The sequence below is a fragment of the Streptococcus sp. 2741 genome, from assembly GCF_013276315.1.
Classification (GTDB): Bacteria; Bacillota; Bacilli; order Lactobacillales; family Streptococcaceae; genus Streptococcus; species Streptococcus pseudopneumoniae.
The window spans coordinates 1-2,229 of the sequence record NZ_VMKU01000039.1 but is presented as its reverse complement, the minus strand read 5'-3'; the positions used below and the strand labels follow the sequence as shown (position 1 = coordinate 2,229).

Sequence of the window (2,229 nt, the reverse complement as noted above, 5' to 3'; positions counted from 1 at the left end):
AGTAAAAACGTTTAAAATGATTTCAACAACCTATCGAAATCATCTAAACGCTTCGGATTACGAATGAATTTGATTGCTGGTATTATCAATCATGAACTAGGATTCTAGTTTTGCAGGAAGTCTAGTTTTACAATCTACAAGTTGATTCACTTTCTATTATGTATTATTATGATAGTGGTAAACAAAACAGAGAGGAGTTCTATATGACACCAGAAGAAGTCTATATGACAGAGTGATTGGAAAAGCAAATCACCTGCTTTCAGGGGGAAAGTTTCCAGCATCTCAGACGCTACAAGGTCTTGGAGATTGCTGAGATTGTTTCCGGTTTTTTGATTGCGATTTTTTGTGCCATTCCCATGCCGGGCGATTACTATCGCCTTGTCTCTGTTGTGCTTTCAAGCATGGGGTTGCTTTGTGAGGGATTGCTTGGTATTTATAATAGCAAGGAACACTGGATATCCTATCAGAAGGCAGCGCAACTTTTAGAACGAGAAAAGTTTCTCTACCAGTGTCTGACTGAGAAATAAATACGCAGGTGAAAGCAAGCCTTTTACATTCTTTGTCAAGATCTGTGAAGGGATAATCTCTGACGAAATAATCAAGTGGGAAGGCATCCAGTCTAAAGAAGCGGGTGTGCCTGCGGAAACTCCACTCCAATGCAAGAAAAATCGAGGGGGTAAAAGAAAACCTATAGTCAGGGAAAGAATAGCCTGACTGGAAAGCAGTATGAAAAAATGGAATTTACAGCGTAAAACAACTCAAGGTCCGGTTTGTTTTTTGTGCTTAAAAGACAGGAACTTCCTTGAAACTTGAGTTTGTCTCGGTGCATTTGAAAGAAAACTCAGTTTAGACGGAGACTGTTAAACAAGCTTATGGTCTAACCAGTACGGATGTGGTTGAGTAGCTAGTAGATGGTTTTTTAGAAATGGAAAGAGTGCAGATTTCAATGTTTCAACACCTAAAGGAAGATAACTAGGAGGTGATTAAGGTTAAAACAAAACGGATAAATGGTGATTTATTTTCAGGTCTTATCGCTGATGTCGACGAAGAAATCATGAATAGCGATGACAATCGTTTAGCTATCGATAGGATTGTCATCCAACATAATGGCGGTTTGAGCGATGAAGGAGCACCTGGTATGTATCTACAGGCGTTGGTACCTCTGCTTATTACCAGGCTTGGACTATCCAGAGCATGGTTTTTGCCCTGTAGGAGTCTTTGCCATCATTGATACCCAGGAAGCAGACGGCTACACTTGAGGCTTTCTGAAGTCAGAAAAAAGCTGGCTGGCCTTGGAGTTCACAGAAAGAATTACTTAGAACATAAGGAGAAAAATAATTGTTGAAATTGATACAAAATAAGAAAAAAGGTGGAGAGAAAGCCTTTCGCTACTCTCTCAGAAAATTTAAATTTGGCGCGGCATCGGTTTTAGTCGGACTTGCATTTTTAGGTCTTGGTTCGCAAAAGGTGTATGCGCACTATATTGCGGATGATAATATAATATATTTAGGAGATTCAAAATCCGAGGCTAATGCCGCCAGACAAACAATGAAAATTAGAACCGAGATTTCTCGTGGAGGAACACACGTTAAGTACACGATAATTTTTAATGATAATTATGAACTATGGCGTCGGCCGGGCTTGAATGTTTGGTTGCCAGAAGGATTAAGAGAAGAAACCATAACAATAAAAACCTTTACTTCTGCTGGTGTTACAGGAGGAGGAGGAAAAGAATTTCGCTTGAAAAATGATCTGAATTTGACCAATTTTAAATCCCCCACAAGAGAGCTTCTGAAACCACCTCATCGAGGCGGAAATAAAGCTAATTGGGATAAATTCTGGACTAATGTTACATCTACAGGATCGGGTTCAGAAATCGCAACAAAATGGAAAGATCAAAACTTATTGTCGTTCGGATTGAATTCTTGGGAAAACAGAAGTCACAATGCTTATAAGTGGGAGATTGAAGCAGATGCAAAAAACGGTGTAGTTCTTTCTCAACTTCCTATTCTCGCAGGAATGGAGAATTGGGATAACGGTTATCCTCGATACGTCTTATCAGGGCCAGATGAAACGGCAGACACCGATGGAGACGGTTTCCCTGATAAGGTAGAAAAGGCAGAAGGAACAGATCCAAACGATCCTAAGTCAAATCCAGATACCAAAGATACCGATGGAGACGGTTTCCCTGATGTTGTAGAAAAAGACGCAGGTTCAGATCCAAACGAT

2 protein-coding genes and 2 pseudogenes are annotated in these 2,229 nt (G+C 40.1%); all 4 read left to right on the top strand.

All coding sequences use genetic code 11. The features are described from left to right. Nucleotides 1–108: pseudogene (locus HT671_RS04855) on the top strand (IS5/IS1182 family transposase); the annotation flags it as partial. Between the two features lie 128 nt (nucleotides 109–236). Further along, a pseudogene (locus HT671_RS04850) lies at nucleotides 237–714 on the top strand (DUF4231 domain-containing protein). Between the two features lie 407 nt (nucleotides 715–1,121). Next, nucleotides 1,122–1,259 carry a hypothetical protein gene (locus HT671_RS04845; RefSeq protein ID WP_153300005.1) on the top strand — a complete coding sequence of 46 codons (138 nt, stop codon included), beginning with the start codon at nucleotides 1,122–1,124 and terminating at the stop codon, nucleotides 1,257–1,259. A 79-nt stretch (nucleotides 1,260–1,338) separates the two neighbouring features. Next, nucleotides 1,339–2,229: YSIRK-type signal peptide-containing protein (locus tag HT671_RS04840; RefSeq protein WP_172923064.1), on the top strand; the 891-nt coding region annotated here is incomplete at its 3' end.

Excerpts from the sequence above, each read along its gene's own strand:
- HT671_RS04845 (WP_153300005.1), top strand. The coding sequence starts at position 1,122 with ATGAAGGAGCACCTGGTATGTATCTACAGGCGTTGGTACCTCTGCTTA.